This is a genomic window from Prevotella sp. P5-64 (assembly GCF_002251285.1).
Lineage (GTDB): Bacteria > Bacteroidota > Bacteroidia > Bacteroidales > Bacteroidaceae > Prevotella.
In genome coordinates, this window is sequence record NZ_NPJK01000049.1 from 19,932 (window position 1) to 37,405 (window position 17,474).

Here is a 17,474-nt window from a genome sequence, read left to right on the forward strand (position 1 = left end):
AGTTTTTTATTTTGTACAATGATAGTCCTCGATGGTACGCATGCCGTTAAGAAAATCGTTTGCGTTCATACGCTTCTTGCCGGAAATCTGCAGGTTGACAATCTCCAGCCATTCGTCGGCGCAGGCGACGAACATCCGTTTGCCTTCGACCATGATTGTTCCCGCCTTTTGTCCAGTACTTCTTCCTGTCTTTGCGGTCTTGAATACTTTGAGCACCAGTTTGTTCTTGGTTGACGCCTCAACCGATTGCTCCAACGATGACCATGCTCCTGGATAGGGCGACAGTCCTCGGATGAAGTCATATACTTGCTTGGCTGATTGATTCCAATTTATCTCACATGTTTCTTTGAATATCTTGGGTGCCGGTTTCAGACAGTCGTTGTCTTCTTGGGCAACGGAGGGCACGTCTCCGTCACACTCGATGACCTTGTCTATCGTCTCTTTGCACAGTTGGGCACCAAGACGCATCAGGCCGTCATAGACATATTCAACGTCAGCATCATCAGGTATGTCAAAGGTCTTCTTGTCGATGATTCTACCTGTATCAATGTCCTTGTCCAAGAAGAAAGTTGTTACACCGGTCAGAGTCTCTCCATTGATTACCGCCCAGTTGATAGGGGCTGCGCCGCGGTATTGCGGCAAGAGGGCAGCATGCACGTTGAAGGTGCCAAATCTGGGCATCCCCCATACCACTTCGGGCAGCATGCGGAAGGCAACGACAGCCTGGATGTCGGCGTTGAAACTGCGAAGCTGTTCGATGAATGACTCGTCTTTCATTTTGACCGGTTGGAGCACGGGGATGCTGTGTTCCAATGCATATCTTTTAACTGGCGAAGCCTGTAGCGTGTCTTGATGACGGCCTACAGGCTTGTCGGGCTGGGTTACTACTGCTACCACATTATATCCTCCCTCTACCAATGTCTGCAATGACTCTACTGCAAATTCGGGAGTACCCATAAATACTATTCTGAGTGTACTTTTATCCATTGTAGTCCTTTGTTTGAGGGCAAAGTTATAAAATTAAACTTAAATAGTTAACGAAAAGACTATGAAAAATCAAGGAAATGTGATTTTTTGTCATTTATAAATTGTACCTTTGTATGCGATAGCCGACAGATAGATGGGGTTGGGATTGTGCAAGCAATCTATGTAAGCGCCTGTCTTGTGTCGCACAAGCATGAACATGCCTTGATTATGACTGAGTCAACCCTACATAACAACCAACGAATAGCTAAGAATACACTCGCATTGAGCGCGCGTATGTTTTTGACTATTGCGGTGGGGATATATTCCAGCCGACTCTTTCTTGAAGCCTTGGGCGTGGTCGACTATGGCATTTACAGCGTTGTGGGAGGCGTTGTGACATTCTTTGTCTTCATCAATGCTTCTTTGGTCAATGCCGCTCAGCGTTTCCTCAACTTTTATATGGGCAAGGGCGATGACATGATGCTTCGCCGTGTGTTTGCTACCAGCAGGTATATCTTTGCTTTGCTGGCGTTATTGATATTTGCGTTGGGCGAGATTGTCGGTGTCGTTTTTGTCAATTATGTGCTTTATATCCCCGAGAGCAGATTGTTGGCAGCCAATATTGTCTGCCAACTTACGATAGTTGCCGCTGTCATCGACGTGTTGAGCCTGCCTTACAATGCGCTCATCATCTCATACGAGCGTATGGTCGTCTTTGCGTATATCTCTGTGGTGCAGTCGTTAGCCGTCCTTGCGACGGCTTTTGTCCTGTTGGCTTGGGGCGGCGACCGCCTCGTAGCCTATGCCGTATTGCTATGTCTGATACAGGTCGGGGTGCGCGTGTATTACGGGTATTTCTGCAAGAAGCATTTCTCTATATTGATGACGCGTGAGCCGAGGGATAAGTCTCTGCTCGTCGAGATGTTGGGATTTTCCGGTTGGTCGCTCACAGGAGCCTTTGCTTATGTGGCGCATACCCAGGGCATCCCCATACTCTTCAATCTGTTTTTCGGCCCTGTCGTCAATGCGGCCAATGCGCTCGTCCAGCAGGTCAATGCTTCACTTTCCACTTTTGGTGCAAACTTTATGATGGCTGCCAAGCCTCAGATTACCAAGTATTATGCAGAAGAGAACCGTGGAGCGATGGCCCAGCTGGTCTATTACAGTTCCAAACTCTCGGTGGGTATCATGCTGATGGTTTCATTGCCATTTCTGATAATGCCCGACTATCTGCTTGGAATATGGTTGGTGGAGGTGCCCGCCACCACTTCTGCCTTGCTGCAGATGATGCTTTGGGCCACACTGGTCAATGCACTTGCCGCGCCAGTCAACACTGCTATCCAAGCCACAGGCACTGTGAAGCGCTATCAGGTGGCAGAGGCCATAACCCTGCTTTTGGTACTTCCCGTTGTCCTGATAGTGTTGTATATGGGAGCAGCTCCGCAAAGTGCCTATTTGGTTTTGGCGATAGTCTTTGGAATGACCCAGATGGTGCGCGTCTTCTTCTTGCATCGGATGGTGGGTGTGAGCTATCGCGATTATATCACTAAGGTACTGACGGGGGCAGTTGTGCTGACAGCAGCGTCTTATGTCATTGTCAGCGTCATCCATCTGTATGTCGGCGACTCGCTCCTTGGGCTTGTAGCCGTTGTGTTGGCTATTGCCCTGGTGGTCCCCGCGCTTTTTATGTTGGTCTGTGTCAACAGGCAAGAGCGTAGCAGGCTGTTTGCAATGATTGCCGACAGGTTTAACCATAACAAGGAGGGTGGGAGATGATGAATTTTGTTTCCATAGTCATCCTCTGTATACTCGACCAGATTCGTTTTGAATTCGTTGGAAACGTCTCTGCCTTTGATATCTTTGTGATTTTCTATTTCTGGCTTTATGTGATGAAGAACCGCGGATTAGGTGTCTTCCAGCATGATGCCGAGATAATGAGACTCTCCAAGTGTTTCGCAGCCTTGTTGGTTGTCCAGATTGTCAGCGAGACACTTGTGGACAACTCTTTGCAGAATGCTGCCAGGGGAGTGGCCGTCACGGCGATGTGTTATCTGAAGTTCTTGTTTGTCTTGGGCTTGTTTTTCAAGAATAGGTCCAACATAGTCTTCTTCCTGGTGGGCACGTTGATAGCTAATATCTTGTTTTTCAGAGTCAACGATTTCTTCGGACTTGGAGAGATGGATGTTGATTTTCAGGATGTCAAGTCTGGCGAGGGAATAGCCATGGCTTATTTCAAGTTCAAGATAAGCCCACTCATCAACAGCGCTGCTGTCCTGCTGTCGGTTTGGTTGGGATTCAAAAACCTTAAGGCGTCAATCGTGTTTATCGTCCTCGGAGCGATTTCCATTGTGCTCGGTGCGCGAGGCAATGGACTTATACTCCTTGTCAGTGGCTTGATACCCCTGTTTCTGTACGAGCGCATAAGGTGGAACAAGAAGAAGGTATTTGTGGGAGCCGCTTTGGTCCTTGCTGTTGGTGCCTATTCCTACAAGATGTATGTCGACAGCGTGTTGTCGGGCAAGATATATGGAGGCAATGCTCACACGCAGATAGCCAAGATGGACAATCCATACAATGTGCTGGAGTTGCTCAAGATAGGACGCACCGAGCCCTTCGTAGGACTCAATGCCTTTGCCGACTCTCCTTGGGTGGGATGGGGCGCATGGGCGCGCGACCCAGGTATGTATTATAATACGATGTTGCTGGAGATACAGGGCGCCCGCATAGATAAGCGCAAGCTGAATATAGATGTCATACCTACCCATTCGGTCATAGTGGGTTATGGCGTATACAATGGTGTCTTGGCCATGCTGCTGTCTGTCCTGATTATTGCATTCTTCATCCGATGTGGCGTCATTGCCTTGCGTCGCCAGAGCATATTCAGTTTTGTGCTGACCAGCAGCCTAATCGGATTGATATGGGATAGCCTGTTCTCGCCCATATCTTCGATGAGATTCCAGTTTGTTCTCTATTTTGCTTGTATCTATTATATCTATAAGATGATGCAATATCCGGATTTGGCCTACCGTTACGGGTATATTGAGAAAGATAATCAATGAAGAAGATGGAAGAAATAAAGCATGTAGATCTCTCACATTACAATGAGGTTAAGCCCCACCACAAGAAACAGCTTCTGTGGCGTTTGGTCAATATGACTTTGTTCAGATGCTTGGCTTTGCCTTGCTTCAATCTGTTGCGCATTTGGCTGTTGAGGCTTTTTGGTGCGCGCGTGTCGTGTACGGCCGACATCTATCCATCGTGCAAAATCTGGGCACCATGGAATCTGCAGGTCGGAGACCACAGCTGTCTGGCCCCTCGTGTCGAGATATATAATAAGGATGTGGTGACCATCGCCGACAATGTCGTGATATCCCAGGGAAGTCAACTCTTTACCGCATCCCATGACATCAGCCAATCGACCAATCCATTGATAACCGCCCCCATCAGGATAGAACATTCCGTGTGGGTGGCTGCGGGGTGTTTTATCGGTAAAGGGGTGACCATCGGCGAGGGTGCCGTAGTGGGAGCTCGGGCCTGTGTGTTCAGAGATGTCGAGGCATGGACTGTAGTAGGTGGCAATCCTGCCCGATTTATCAAGAAACGTGTATTAAACAGCTGACTCTATGCAAGATATATCCGTAATCATCCTTACGCTCAACGAAGAGCGGCATATCGCAAGGGTAATGCAGAATGCCCAGAAGTTTGCCCGTACGGTGTATGTCGTTGACAGTTTCAGTACAGACCGCACGGTAGAACTGGCCACGGAGATGGGAGCTGTAGCCGTGAGGCATGAGTTTCAGTCGCATGCCAAGCAGTTTCAATGGGCGTTGGACAATCTTCCTATTACCACCGAGTGGGTTTTGCGATTGGATGCCGACGAATATCTCACAGACAAACTGATAGACGAGATAGAACGCCGATTGCCTGCCACCCCTTCGGGAGTCAATGGCTATACCCTGAGATGTCTCTATAATTTCATGGGCCGTGAAATCAATCATGGCATCATTCCGTTGGTACTGTTGCGCCTGTTCAGGTATGGCAAGGCGAGGATAGAGGACAAGCTGATGGATGAACATATCTATCTCACCGAGGGTACGACGGCCGATATGTCATATCCCTTCTACAATGCCAGCCTGATGACGCTTACCGAGTGGACGGCCAAGCACAACTGGTATGCCACGCGCGAAGCCATCGAACTGCTGACCATAGAGTGTCAGAAGCATAGCCCCCAACAGATTCTTAATATTGGCACCCATTCAGCAGGTGTGCGTGCCAAGAAACTCAAATACGCCCGTCTCCCATTGTTCTGGCGTGCTTTTGCCCTGTTTGTTTATCGTTATTTCTTCCGATTGGGTTTCCTCGATGGCAAGGAGGGATTTCTCTGGCATTTTCTGCAAGGATGGTGGTATCGTACTCTTGCCGATGCCAAAGTCTATGAGGTCAAGAAGCGTTGCGGCAATGACCCCAAAGCCATTGAGGAAGAAATCAAGCGCATATCCATATCCAAATTGAAAGTATAAACCTATCCAAAGTCGTCAGGATGAAAGTTACCATCTTAACCACTTGTCTCAATCGCGTCCACACTATAGGCAGGGCGATAGAGAGCGTAATCCGTCAGGATTATGCCGACATCGAGTATATCGTGGTCGATGGAGGCTCTACCGATGGTACACTCGATGTCATCAACCGGTATAGAGACCATATTTCCCACCTGATTAGCGAGCCCGACCACGGCATGTACGAGGCCATTAACAAAGGGTTGCGCCTGGCTACGGGCGATGTCATAGGACTGGTCCATTCAGATGATGTACTCTATGACAGCACTGTCATTTCGCAAGTGGCCGAGGCGATGGCCGTTTCGGCTGCCGATATGGTTTATGGTGATGGCTTGTTTGTCAGAGGCGACAGAGTGATACGCAACTGGATAAGCGGAACCAATAGGCGGTGGAAGTTGCGCGCGGGGTGGCTGCCGTTGCATCCCACTTGTTATGTGCGTAGCGATGTTTTTGCCCGCTATGGTGCCTACAACGAACATTATCAGATTGCTGCTGATACCGATTGGTTGTTCCGCAATCTTTATGTCAATCGTATTCATACGGTTTATCTTCGTCGCTATATCGTAAAGATGGATATGGGCGGATTGTCGACCGACAGTTCGCGCCGGCGCCAGATGTGGCGTGAAGATACGGCCATCTACCAGTCGTTTCACTTGTCGGGAAAAGTTATGAAGGTGATGAAGATGATGTGGAAACTGCCACAGTTTATGGCATTTCTCAAAAGATAAGACCGCGTATGGAAGAAAAACTGATACATAAAGAACTGTTGAGGCTTGTGCGAAGTGCTCTGTGGCATAACGAAGAACTGCCGGTCTCTTATGATGAAGAACTGCTGAGCCCCGTTTTTCGGGCTTCGCGGCAACAGGCCGTGTCGGCACTCGTAGCTCAGGCCTTGCTTTCCAATAATGTGCGTACCAATGACGAGGGGGCGATGGAGATTATGTCTATCCTCATGGGGCATAAGCGCCACGCTGCCACCAGAGATGCTCATGTGGCAATGATAGCCCAAATCCTCTCAGAGGCGCAGATACCTTATCTGGTTTTCAAGGGTCAGATTGCAGCACGCTATTATCACCAGGTCAGTCTGCGCAGTACGGGCGACATTGATTTCTATGTGCCTCTGTCTCATTATGAGTCAGCCAAACGCTTGATGGCAGACAAGTTGAACGTTCCAGTGGTGGACGACCAGTTGGACAAGCATGCAGAATTCTCGTATCAGAAGACCCGCTTCGAACTTCATCATCGTATAGAGACCTTTGGCTTTGCCGGTCATCAGCATCGTTTTGACCGATGGATAGCCGACGAGGCAACATCGCCCCATACATTGCCGATAAATGATGTCGATGTCCATACGTTGTCGGCAGTAATGGATATTCTGGTTGTTTTCAAACACCTGTTCAACCATCTGCTGGTCGAAGGGGTAGGCTTGCGGCAAATCTGCGATTTGGCCCTGATGCTGGATAGGAATAAGGGTAATTATGATGTAGACCTACTTGCCGCCCGCCTCCGGCAGATGGGTTATTATCGTGGCTTCAGGGCTGTCGGCGCATTGATGGTCGACAGCATAGGGTTACCGCGCGACAGTTTTCCATTCACGCTCACAAAGGCCGACAGCCGGTGGGGGCGGCAGATTATGCGTGAGGTAATGGCTGGTGGTACTTTCGGCAAGTATGGCCGTGAGAACAAGACAGCCAGTCTGCGCAAAAGCATCGAGACGGCATGGATGGCCATGCGCCATTGTCTCGGGTTCTTGCCGTTGGCACCCGTAGACATCATGTTTCTTATTCCCAGGCGCATTGGCATTTCATTCAAGAAATACCTCTGACTTACTTGTTCTTGTCGTAATAGTATTGTCCCTTTTTCTGTGTCTGCCGACCAAATTCGATAGCGTGGGTAGGGCAGTGGTGATAGCAGGAGAAACAGGTAAGACATTGGCCATTGTGTTTCCATGAGGGCATCTTGCCTTTTCCGCCTTCGATATCATTGACCGGGCATACGGATGCACACATTCCGCACTGTAGGCAACGGTCTGCTTCTACGTGGAAACGCTTGTCGGTTATCAGGCGATTGACAAAGAAACTGCCTATAGGCCCACTGAAGAATGACGGCACGGGACCTTTGATGACTTTCCGTATGTCCTGCTTCTTGGGGAGGATGACATCGCTGACAAAGACTTCCAACTCTTCGGCTGCTTTCTGTTTCTTGGCCTTTTCTTTTTCTACCTTATCTACATCCATGAATGGCAGACCCACATACGATTCGGGCATGATGAGCGAGAGTGCGGCATCGACAGTCAGCCCGTGATGCTTCAGGTCGTTTTCGAATATCTCGACAGCCTTGCCGATGCTGTCGCCAGCTGTATATATAATATAGGTATATACTTTGTCGGTATGAATGAACTGGCATTGGGATAGGAAGCGTCGCACCAATAGCGGCGGACGCCATCCGTGGACAGGAATGATAAAACCTATGCTTTCACCCGGATTGACGGTGTAGGTCATGTCGGTAGAAAGTTCATCGGGGATGAACTTCAACTCTTCGTTTAAGCGTGCAGCAACATGCTTTGCGGCCCATTTTGTATTGCCTGTGCCTGAAAAATAGAATATCATACGGCAAAATTAGGAATAATATAAAAAAATACAAAACAAAATGGGGCTTATCTCTAAAACATTTCGTAAATTTGTAGCCATAGATAACGTATTTAGAATTTGGTAGCATGAGCAAATTTGATTTATCTAATATAAAATATGTTGAGATACCCTCAAAGGGAATCTTCCGTTTACTTCGTTTTACCATAGATGACAAAACATATATTGCCAAGACCTTAAAGGAGGAATATGTCGAGCGCCGCCAGTATGTAGCCTTGCTCAAGAAAGAGTATGAGGCTGTGGCCAAGTTGAACAGTACCTATCTTCCCGTCTATTATGAACTGATAGATGACGCCCGTTTGGGGCGGTGCATCGTGGAAGAGTATATAGAAGGGCGCTCCATAACCGATTATTTGGCAGAACAACATACGGAAGAGGAACAAGAGCGGGTGGCGCGACAACTGATAGATGCACTACAGAGCATCCATCAGCGCTTTATGGTCCACCGCAATCTGAAGCCGTCGAACATCCTTATTACGAAGCAGGGCGACAATGTCAAACTGTTAGACCTGCGTCCTCCGTTTGCCGATGAAATTCAGGCCCCGTTTACATCTACCCGTTTTCAGGCTCCTGAGCAGAAAGACGAGACCGTGGCGGTAGACACCCGGTCGGACATCTACTCATTGGGACTGGTGTTGCGGCAGATGACATTGCCCGACAACTTTGCGCCGGTTATTGCCAAGTGTTGCAGTCTGGGCAGAACAGACAGATATATGTATGCCGAAGACGTGGCAACGGCCCTTGACAGTCGTCCGTCGGTAGATTTCTCTCGAGGTCTCAAGTGGGCAGCGTTGGTGGCAGGTGCCGCAGTGATAGTGGGGGCTATCGTCTATATCGCCCAGAGTGGCATCAGCTTCGGTTCGGATGAAACGCCCGAAGAGGCCACCTCCTATATCTTGCCCGACACGGTAGCGGCAGATACCGCCAAGCAGGTAGCCGAAGTCGATACGCTGTCTGCCGTCGTGCCATCGGGCTGCAATGTTGATAGTGTCAAGCAGGTTATCGCGGCCAGGCTGGAGAGCATATATCGTCCCTATCAGGGTGACTCTATTGGCACACACAGCCGTCAGCAGATAAGTGAGCAGGTGCGCAACTGTTATTATGGCATCATGCGTCGTCTGGGTACGGTCACTCCCGAGGAACGTGCCGTAATCGACCAGTACTTTGCCAAGTATCGTAGCAACAAGGACGCGCAATTGAAGACAGAATAGCATCAAGGATGATGATTATATCCAAGGGATAGGCCGTAACAGAATGGCTTATCCCTTTTTTGGTTTCTGTAGAGAGGAATAGTGACTTCAAGTTCATAAGTGACGCATTTCATGTATTCGACCAACAGTGTCAGGATGAGCTGTTCTGGAGGCATGGTCGGTGACTTGGCCGACGCGTACCGTCCGAAACGGATGCGCGTATCGGACGGTACGGATGTGCGTGGCGTCCGATGCGGATGTGAGTATCGTCCGATACGAGCCGCCAATGATGGTCACGGCGGCACTGAAGGGGCTTAGAAAGTCGGTAGGGATGAACTCCTGACTGATAGCAATGACTGCGCCAGATAAGCGGGCTACCATCTGCATGCCCAGTCTTAATTCTAGAAAAAGGCAAAGTCCAAACGGCCTCCTGGGGTCAAATACTCCTGGGCTGGTAGTGTGTGCTCCTTTCTTATGAAGACACTAAGTGTGGCACTATAATATATGGTGAGTCTGGTAACGGGAAAAAAGAAGAAAGCAGTTAAGTAAAACTTAACTGCTTTCTTTCGTGGTACCACCAGGAATCGAACCGGGGACACAAGGATTTTCAGTCCTTATTGTATATCCCTGCAAATGATTGAGTTCTAATAGCAAAACACAAAAGAGCAGTCTCGTAGTTGAAACATTTTAGAAAACAACAGGCTTGCTTCCTTGGTTATTTACTCTTGTTTATTATCCCTGCTGCATGGCAGAAAAGGCTCTTTGTAGAGTCAATCAGTGGCAAACCATCCCTGCTTAGGCTGTAATGTAGAGGAAAACTATTCATCTTCTTCGCCTATTTCTAAATAATTTCCATATTTATCAAAATAATTGAAATTCAATGTTAAGAGATTGTCTTCTCTCATTTGTAAACTTTTTGCAATAGGCATATTCAAGAGTTCTAATGGCGACATCAAAGCATGCTTAAAAGCATAATCTCTTCTTATAGGGTCTCTTAGACGTTCTGTTGCCTGTGGGCTTAACCAACAATTAATATGTACAGTAGGAGGCATAGTATTGTCTACTACTATCTCTAATGCCCAACTTGTGCTGTCACATATTTGGTTTTTTCCATTATAAGTATTAAGGGCTTGCTTAATCTGCTTAGATAAAGTTTGAGCAATTTTTTTAGGATTAAAAGCCTTTTCTTTCTGCTCATTTGTCATAGGCGGAACACCAAATTTTATGCTACGCACTATATCTCTTATAGTACGATAGTCCCTATATCTTCCATAGCTTGAAACAATAACCGTATAGCCATCTTTATTGAAACAGAATATTTCACCTTTGAGTAAATGACTTCCATCATCGCCCTCATATTTAACTCCACTGATAGTGTTGTAATCAAAGTTTGTTTCCTTGCCGTGGCTTATATCATTAAAAGCAAAGCTGTGCTTGCCCACAATCTCCATTGCTTCTTTGGGTGTCTTAATCCAAGGGAATGCTTCCACATAGATGCTTTGGTCATTTGGCATGGGAGCTTTATATTCAATGTAATAATGTAGTCCGTCTGTACTTTTTTCCACTTCTGAAGTACCTATAGGCAGGTCTATAAGGAAGATGTCGGATTGCACCTGTTTTAATTGCCAATTTTCTGTACAACCTGTTAATAATATTCCTAAGAGGGGTAAAAGTATAATTAGTTTTGATTTCATGTTATTCATCTTTTGATTGTTTTTGGCTATAAAGCCATTTGTTAGAATATGATTTTGTTAAATTAATTATGAGGAGAATAGGTGCTATGGCACACAACAATGCTGAAAGAGTATAATTATCCTCATCGTTACAAAATAATGATACAAAAGGGCAAATTATTGATGTCAGAAGAAATGGAAGCACAGTCTTTATCAGGTCTTTCTTCATGTGAATACTATCAGCGGAGTAATTCTGAAATAAAGATATTTTTTGCAGCAATGGCAATAGGAGGATTTTCTCACCTGTAACAGGCTTTTTGCTCCATAATAAATAGGTATAGTAAACAAACGCAATGAAAAACCAGGGTAAGTAAAAAAGCCCCAAAACGTTCATCGCATCATCATATTTAAATCCAATACCGCATACAATAAAGAAAAATGCCATTACACAAGTTGCACAGATTTTTACTGCATACTTACCCATAATGTTCCAAAGTGATGCTTGTTGAAAATTGGAAATAACTTGTCCTTTTATCTGTTCATTGTCTTGTTTTTTTTGTACGTCTATCAATGATATCGTAAAGAATAGAACAAATGTTAGAACCATAGCCATATATTCTGCCGTAGGGTCAGAACTTGAAGAACCAAGTAGCATAAAACTTGACAAGAAATAAAGTATAGACTTTACTGCCCTTTTCCACTTCTTCGAGCGTAGAGGTCCACTTTTGAAAATATACACAGCCCATCCAAACATAAGAATGGATGATAGTGCATACCTCTTGAAAAACTCGAATGTGTAATCAAGTTCATTGTAGGTGCTTTGTACCTTTAATGCAATGCAAACAGCCAAAGCCATGTCTGCTAAAGATAGTGCCACTAAAAGCCAAGCTCCAAATGTTTTCAACTTTCCTCGCTTGTAATTGAGAGGTTTCTCATGCCCAATAAACATTATGAGCAAGAAGAAAAATGCTGTGATAATTGATGCCATATTTATTTGTTAATTTATATTTTTATCATTTTTGTCATCCCACTTTACATAAATAACAACTCCTAATGCAGCAAGACATAAAAATGCAATAAAGACATAGTATGCCCATTGATACAATAGCATAATTGTGTATAATGCTAATGTGGCAATGGTAATTATTGTATAGATAGGATTGTCCTTAATGTCTAACAAAAAGCACTTTATTATTTGTCCCAACATTACCTTTAATGGGGTCTCATTTTTAATATCTAAATATTTAAGCCTTTTGCTTTTCCTAATCCATAAATAAAATAGGAAAGCAGTGACAATGAACATACTAAGCCACCAAGGAGTTGGAGTAATGTCGTCATATTCCCCTCTCCATCTTTGGGCAAACAAATCAGATGAAAGCATTGCGAATGTAGCTGTCAGCAAGGCTTTCTGCAATAAAGGTTGCTGCTTGGGCAACACCTTGTGTTTCAATACGATTTTTCTCATAGACATATTATTTTGCTGTTTTCGTAAGGGCATAAAAAATAGGTGCAGGCAATCCTTTATTTGAAATTCGGAGGTATCGCCAAACACCCATGCAACCCAAATAAGGAAAAGCCCACACCTTACGGCATGAGCATTCACCTACTTACTACAGGTTACATATTCTTCTAATTGGCGATTTTCCGAATATTCTTAGTAAGAAGCAAACACTTCTTTAATATGTCTTATAAATAGTCTCTCTTATATCATTGGCAAATCATTTTATTGATTACTGACTACAAAGTTACTCATTTTTCATGAGGAAACCTCTTATCATCCGTGATTTTTAGACTTTTATACATATAAAGCCCCCTGGTTTATCGGGTGAGCCTCGTTTAATGCTAAAATCAAAGCTTTCAGAACACAGTTCAGAGGCGTCGGGGATGTTAGGTTCTTCATGTATAGACTGGCAACACTTTATTCATAATTGTCCATTGCCACCAACCGGGAAAATCCGCTGACCCACTATAATATATGGTGAGTCTGGTAACGGGAAAAAAGAAGAAAGCAGTTAAGTAAAACTTAACTGCTTTCTTTCGTGGTACCACCAGGAATCGAACCGGGGACACAAGGATTTTCAGTCCTTTGCTCTACCAACTGAGCTATGGCACCATCGTTGTTTCTTGTTTGCGTGTGCAAAGGTACAACATTTTCTGGAACTACAAGCATAATGCCTAAGAAAATAATGCCGAATTTCACTTTGTTAACAGTTGTTGTGTGAAAAACGGCGTTATAGGGCTTAAATGTGAATTAATGTTTAAGCGGGTTCCACCCCTGGGCTGTAAGTTCAAACTCATTTCCATCTCTTGTAATGAGCATTTTTCCCAGGCTTTCTTTAGTAATGTAGCCTATCTGCTTGATGTTGTCCATTCCATTCAGCTTCTCGTGGTCGCCAATGGGAACAGTGAACAACAGTTCGTAGTCTTCACCACCATTGAGTGCGCAGGTCGTCACGTTCATATTCAGTTCTTCAGCCATGACTGCAGTCTGGTAGTCGATAGGTATCTTGTTCTCATAGATACGACACCCGCAATGGCTCTGATTGCAGATGTGCAGTATCTCGCTGCTTAGTCCGTCGGAAATATCCATCATAGCTGTGGGGTGTATGTTGGCTTCGTGCAGTTGGGCCATGATGTCACCGCGGGCTTCGGGGCGCAACTGTCGGTCAATGATGTATTCTTTGCCGGCGAAATCGGGCTGATACATGCGCAGTGCCTCTTCCTCGCTGCTGAGGGCTTTTAGTGCATCTTTGTCACCGCTCTTTTCGGCTTTCTTTACCTTCTGTGACAGAGCATCGTATTGCTCGTAGAAGATGTTCTTCTCGCGCTCAAGCAGCTGCAAACCCATATAGGCGGCCCCCAGGTCACCACTCACGCAGATGATGTCGGTCTCTGAAGCCCCGTTGCGATAGACGATGTCCTTTTCCTGTGCTTCGCCGATGCAAGTGATGCTTATGGCAAGACCGGTGCGCGAAGAGGTGGTGTCTCCACCTATTATATCTACATTCCACTTGTCGCAGGCTTGTCTGAGGCCGGTGTAGAAGTCGTCGATGCTTTCTACATCGAAACGCTTGTCTACTGCCAGACTGACCAGCAGCTGTCGCGGACTGCCATTCATGGCAAAGACATCGCTGAGGTTGACCATGGCAGCCTTGTAGCCTAACTGCTGCATGGTAATGTAGGTCAGGTCAAAATGGACGCCTTCCATCAGCATGTCTGTTGTGGTCAGTACTCTGGTGTCGGGATAATTGAGTACGGCGCAGTCGTCGCCTACACCGTAGATTGTTGAATCGTTTTTGGGCTTGATGTCTTTGGTGAGTCTGTCGATAAGTCCAAACTCACCCAGTTTTGAAATATCAGTCATTATTGTTTATGAACGTTTAATCATTAGTTATAGTAGTCCTGTGCCGGGAAGTGGCATTGCGTACGCGAATCAATTGTTCTTAAAACTTATGGTCCGTGGCTTGTTGACGGGCTTGCTGCTGTTTTTGGCAGGCTGCTCGTTTTTGGCCTTGAGCAACTTGGCATTACGGGAGTTCTTGCGTACGTAACTCAGAATCTTATGGTTGAATTTCTCTCCTTGTCCGAGCATAAAAGTGACATGGATAGGGAGTACATAGATATTCGACTTGATTTCCTCGCTGAGTCCCTCTATCTCTGTCAGGCGGGTTGCATCCTTCTCGGTGGTTACAATCACCTTGTCGCCGTCTACCTCCTGATAGCACTGGTTGATATACTCGATATCCTTGTCTGTGAAGGCGTGGTGGTCGCCGAAGGTAATAGGGATTATGCTGTTGCAGAGCGGAGACAGGTCTGTGACAATCTGTTTGGGAGATGCAATGCCTGTGAGCAAGACAATCTTCTTGTTGGCTATCTCCTTCAGGCTTAGGCTTTTGCCGTTGTATATTCCCTTCAGGTTGTCATAGTCGATGGTGGTGAAGTAGAGTTCCTGGAATGGGAACAGATTCATAACCTTGGTCAGCACCCTGTATTCCATTGGCTTCAGGTCCTTCGGACATTTGGTGACAATCACGATGTCTGCTCTCTTCTTCTCGGTGGCTGGCTCTCTGAGTCGGCCTGCAGGAAGCAGACGGTCGTAGATGATGAGTCGGTGGTAGTCGACCAACAGAATGTTGATGCCCGGCTTCACATAGCGGTGCTGGTAGGCATCGTCAAGGAGGATGGCTCCGGTGTCGCGTGTCTCCTTGTCGTTGATGATATGTGCTATTCCTCGTGTGCGTTTGGCATCTACAGCAATGTGTATAGAGTCAAACTTCATCTTCATCTGATACGGTTCGTCGCCGATGTCACTCATGGTAGAGTGGGCGTTGGCCAGTTGGTAGCCTTTGGTCTTGCGCTTGTATCCACGTGACAATACGGTGACGGGCACGTAGTCTTGCAGCAGACGTATCAAGTATTCCACATGTGGTGTCTTACCGGAACCGCCTACGGTGATATTGCCTACGGAGATAACCGGCGTTTTAAACGACTGTGATTTCAATACGCCGGTATCAAACAGCAGATTGCGGAATTTCACCCCTAAGCCGTAGAGCCAGCTTAGCGGTGAAAGCCATTCGTTGATTTTGATAAAATCTCCTTCGGTTCTCATTGTTATCTCAGATTCATGTAAAAGGGCATACGGGCTTGGATGACATCCATCTTGTTCAGGCTCTTGAGGAGCTTGAATGGCTCATAGTATTCGCCAAGTCCAGCACGCATCTGCTCGTCAAGATAGTTGCCTTCCTGTACGTCGGTAAGCAGAGCCGCAAGGAAGTCGGGCTCGCCGGGATAACTGCTTGTATAGTATTGGTCCAGTTTGGCGAGCTTTGCAGCTTTGGCAATGGCTTGGTCTATTCCGCCCAATTCGTCTACCAGTTTCAGACCTATGGCATCCTGACCGAGATAGACATGGCCCTGTGCAATCTCATTCACTTGCTCGACCTTCATCTTTCTGCCGTCCGCTACGCGTTTGAGGAAGAGGGAATAGCCGCGATTGATATAACTCTGCAGTATGGCCTGCTCGTCTGCATTCATCGGGCGGGCGCTGCTGCCGAATGTGGAGTTCTTGTTGGTCTTTACCTCGTCAAACTTTATGCCCAACTTCTGCGTAAGCAGTTGGCTTCGGTCTGGGATGACGCCAAAGATTCCGATACTTCCGGTGAGTGTGGTCGGCTCAGCCACAATCCAGTTGGCGTTGCAGCTCATGTAGTAGCCACCCGATGCGGCCATTCCACCCATAGATACTACTACTGGTTTCTTCTTCTTGAGCATCTCTATCTGGTGCCACATCTGCTCAGAGGCATAAGCGCTGCCGCCTCCAGAGTTGATGCGCAATACAACGGCTTTGACATCTTCGTCGTCGGCAAGTTTCTGCAGGTCTTTGCACACGTCGGTGGCTACGATGTAGTCGTCGTTGCCCAACAGGCCTCCTGATGCCTCAAGTGGGGTGTTGACAATGTTGCCGTAGGCATAATAAACGGCAATCTCTTCTCCATCGGTAGAAGATTCCTTGACATTGCCCATATCCGCAACGGAAATCTGGTTGATAGACTCGTCGCTGTCTATCTTCAGCATGCTCTTGACTACGCCCTTCACTTGGTCAGTATAGAGCAGGCCGTCGATGAGCTTGCGGTTAATCAGTGTTTTTTGGTCGTCAAAGAGCAACATGTTGTCTGCGTATTCATTGAGCTTGTCCACGCTTATACTTCTGCTCGTTGACACCGCCTTGCACATATTGCCCCAGAGGCCATCGATATATCTCTTGACTTGTTCGTGGTTGGCGTCGCTCATCTTGTCTTCGGTGTACATTTCTGTGGCACTCTTGTATTTGCCTACCTTTACCACCTGCATCTTGACGCCAAACTTGGCAAGCAGGTCTTTGACAAACATAGGCTCGGCAGCGATGCCATGCCAGTCCAGACTGCCTTGGGGATTGAGATATACTTTGTTGGCAACCGATGCCAGATAATATGTACCTTGTGTATAGGTTTCGCCATAAGCAACAATCCACTTACCGCATTTGCGGAAATCGGCCAGAGCCTGTCGAAGTTCCTGGAGCGAGGCAAAGTCGGTGCTGAACAGGCCTGCTTCCAGATAAATGCCTTTGACATCTTTGTTGTCTTTGGCTTTCTTAATGGCGGCTAAGGTGTTCTCCAGACCAGGATTGCCGGTGGCATTTCTTGTCAGCTTGTTGAGGACATTATCTTGGCTGCGTTCTTTCATCACGCCAGAAAGATGGATGACCAGGACAGAGTTTTCCTTTACATTCTTTGTCGCTTCGCTTGATGCAATCATTCCCACCAAGCTCATAGTGGCAATAACGCCGGTAATGAGGAAGAAAAGCATAATGCCCACTACCGTAGCCAATACTTGTTTTATAAAACTATTCATATTTATGTGTGATATACCTATTATAATATATAAATATAATGCAAAAATAGT

General features: G+C 46.4%; 15 protein-coding genes, 1 tRNA gene and 1 pseudogene. 8 read left to right on the plus strand and 9 right to left on the minus strand.

Translation table 11 applies throughout. The features are described from left to right. Positions 1-6: 6 nt before the first annotated feature. On the minus strand, positions 7-987 hold the full coding sequence (gene fmt, locus CIK87_RS09300; protein WP_094386939.1) for a methionyl-tRNA formyltransferase: 981 nt from the start codon (positions 985-987) through the stop codon (positions 7-9). Between the two features lie 273 nt (positions 988-1,260). Between fmt and CIK87_RS09305 the strand changes: the two genes are divergently transcribed. The 6 genes from CIK87_RS09305 to CIK87_RS09330 are packed head-to-tail and all read left to right on the plus strand — an operon-like array spanning position 1,261 to position 7,347. Next, a complete protein-coding gene (locus tag CIK87_RS09305; RefSeq protein WP_158216227.1) occupies positions 1,261-2,742 on the plus strand; it encodes an MATE family efflux transporter in 1,482 nt (493 codons plus the stop codon). Next, positions 2,739-4,025, plus strand: coding sequence for a hypothetical protein (locus CIK87_RS09310; protein ID WP_022310175.1), 1,287 nt, complete (start codon positions 2,739-2,741; stop codon positions 4,023-4,025). Before CIK87_RS09305 ends, CIK87_RS09310 begins: the two co-directional genes overlap by 4 nt. 5 nt (positions 4,026-4,030) lie before the next feature. Beyond that, a complete protein-coding gene (locus CIK87_RS09315; RefSeq protein WP_094387012.1) occupies positions 4,031-4,585 on the plus strand; it encodes a putative colanic acid biosynthesis acetyltransferase in 555 nt (184 codons plus the stop codon). Positions 4,586-4,589: 4 nt separating this feature from the next. Further along, entirely contained in the window at positions 4,590-5,486 is an 897-nt protein-coding gene (locus tag CIK87_RS09320; RefSeq protein WP_094386941.1) for a glycosyltransferase family 2 protein, read from the plus strand. 20 nt (positions 5,487-5,506) lie between these two features. After that, a complete protein-coding gene (locus CIK87_RS09325; RefSeq protein WP_094386942.1) occupies positions 5,507-6,250 on the plus strand; it encodes a glycosyltransferase family 2 protein in 744 nt (247 codons plus the stop codon). An 8-nt stretch (positions 6,251-6,258) separates the two neighbouring features. Further along, on the plus strand, positions 6,259-7,347 hold the full coding sequence (locus CIK87_RS09330; protein ID WP_094386943.1) for a nucleotidyltransferase family protein: 1,089 nt from the start codon (positions 6,259-6,261) through the stop codon (positions 7,345-7,347). 1 nt (position 7,348) lies between these two features. Here CIK87_RS09330 and CIK87_RS09335 read toward each other — a convergent pair whose 3' ends face one another. Beyond that, a complete protein-coding gene (locus CIK87_RS09335; protein WP_094386944.1) occupies positions 7,349-8,131 on the minus strand; it encodes an EFR1 family ferrodoxin in 783 nt (260 codons plus the stop codon). Between the two features lie 107 nt (positions 8,132-8,238). Here CIK87_RS09335 and CIK87_RS09340 point away from each other — a divergent pair, with 107 nt between their 5' ends. Beyond that, entirely contained in the window at positions 8,239-9,381 is a 1,143-nt protein-coding gene (locus CIK87_RS09340; RefSeq protein ID WP_094386945.1) for a protein kinase, read from the plus strand. Positions 9,382-10,178: 797 nt separating this feature from the next. Here CIK87_RS09340 and CIK87_RS09350 read toward each other — a convergent pair. From CIK87_RS09350 to CIK87_RS09360, 3 genes are read right to left on the minus strand one after another with little or no spacing between them, the layout of a single operon-like run. After that, entirely contained in the window at positions 10,179-11,054 is an 876-nt protein-coding gene (locus CIK87_RS09350; RefSeq protein ID WP_144008165.1) for a hypothetical protein, read from the minus strand. A gap of 1 nt (position 11,055) precedes the next feature. Continuing rightward, complete coding sequence (locus CIK87_RS09355) at positions 11,056-12,021, minus strand: hypothetical protein (protein WP_094422693.1); 966 nt, start codon at positions 12,019-12,021, stop codon at positions 11,056-11,058. 9 nt (positions 12,022-12,030) lie between these two features. Beyond that, positions 12,031-12,498, minus strand: a complete 468-nt coding sequence (locus CIK87_RS09360; protein WP_144008166.1) for a hypothetical protein — start codon at positions 12,496-12,498, stop codon at positions 12,031-12,033. Positions 12,499-12,865: 367 nt separating this feature from the next. Between CIK87_RS09360 and CIK87_RS14830 the strand changes: the two are divergent. Further along, positions 12,866-12,961, plus strand: a pseudogene (locus CIK87_RS14830) (transposase); the annotation flags it as partial. A 112-nt stretch (positions 12,962-13,073) separates the two neighbouring features. Here CIK87_RS14830 and CIK87_RS09370 read toward each other — a convergent pair. The 4 genes from CIK87_RS09370 to sppA form a co-directional block, all read right to left on the minus strand. Then, positions 13,074-13,146: transfer RNA gene (locus tag CIK87_RS09370), tRNA-Phe, on the minus strand. Positions 13,147-13,284: 138 nt separating this feature from the next. Next, positions 13,285-14,397, minus strand: a complete 1,113-nt coding sequence (thiL, locus tag CIK87_RS09375) for a thiamine-phosphate kinase (RefSeq protein WP_022310168.1) — start codon at positions 14,395-14,397, stop codon at positions 13,285-13,287. Positions 14,398-14,466: 69 nt separating this feature from the next. Beyond that, positions 14,467-15,642: a tetraacyldisaccharide 4'-kinase gene (lpxK, locus tag CIK87_RS09380; protein WP_094386950.1), complete on the minus strand. Its 1,176-nt coding sequence runs from the start codon at positions 15,640-15,642 to the stop codon at positions 14,467-14,469. Between the two features lie 2 nt (positions 15,643-15,644). Then, positions 15,645-17,423: a signal peptide peptidase SppA gene (gene sppA / locus CIK87_RS09385; protein WP_094386951.1), complete on the minus strand. Its 1,779-nt coding sequence runs from the start codon at positions 17,421-17,423 to the stop codon at positions 15,645-15,647. Positions 17,424-17,474 lie beyond the last annotated feature (51 nt).